The organism is Pseudomonas amygdali, from assembly GCF_002699855.1.
GTDB lineage: Bacteria > Pseudomonadota > Gammaproteobacteria > Pseudomonadales > Pseudomonadaceae > Aquipseudomonas > Aquipseudomonas amygdali.
Window position 1 is genome coordinate 1 of the sequence record NZ_LKBW01000229.1, and the last position, 455, is coordinate 455.

The 455-nt window shown below is 51.3% G+C and carries 1 protein-coding gene; it reads left to right on the plus strand.

Annotation, left to right across the window (positions count from 1 at the left end; genetic code table 11):
- Window positions 1-239: 239 nt before the first annotated feature.
- Window positions 240-455: recombinase family protein (locus AO277_RS15145; protein WP_143492784.1), on the plus strand; the 216-nt coding region annotated here is incomplete at its 3' end.

Sequence of the window (455 nt, forward strand, 5' to 3'; positions counted from 1 at the left end):
CCCCCCTTATCGGGGTCCGGGGAGCAATGGAACAGCCAACCGACTTAAGGTGGTGGCGATCCGTTTTTCTCAGAATTTGCACCTTTATTGCCTGTCCGAAAGAGGTCCGCTCAACGGACGCTAAGCAATCGATCCTTCAAGACCCGTAAATACGCCACACTAGGCGTCTCATTTAGCTGGTACTAAATTTATTGNAAATTTATTGCGTTGAAGGGGGGCTTTACGTTACATTTTTGGGCATGACTCAGACTCTGATTGGCTATGCTCGTTGTTCGACCGACAAACAGGACCTTACTGCACAGCATGATGCCCTGCTGAAACTCGGTGTGGCACCAGATCGTATTTACACTGATCCTGGTTTTACCGGGACGAACAGAGCGCGCCCTGGCCTTGATCAGGCCCTTGCGGCTGTGCGCAATGGCGATATCCTCGTTGTCTCAAAACTCGATCGGCTC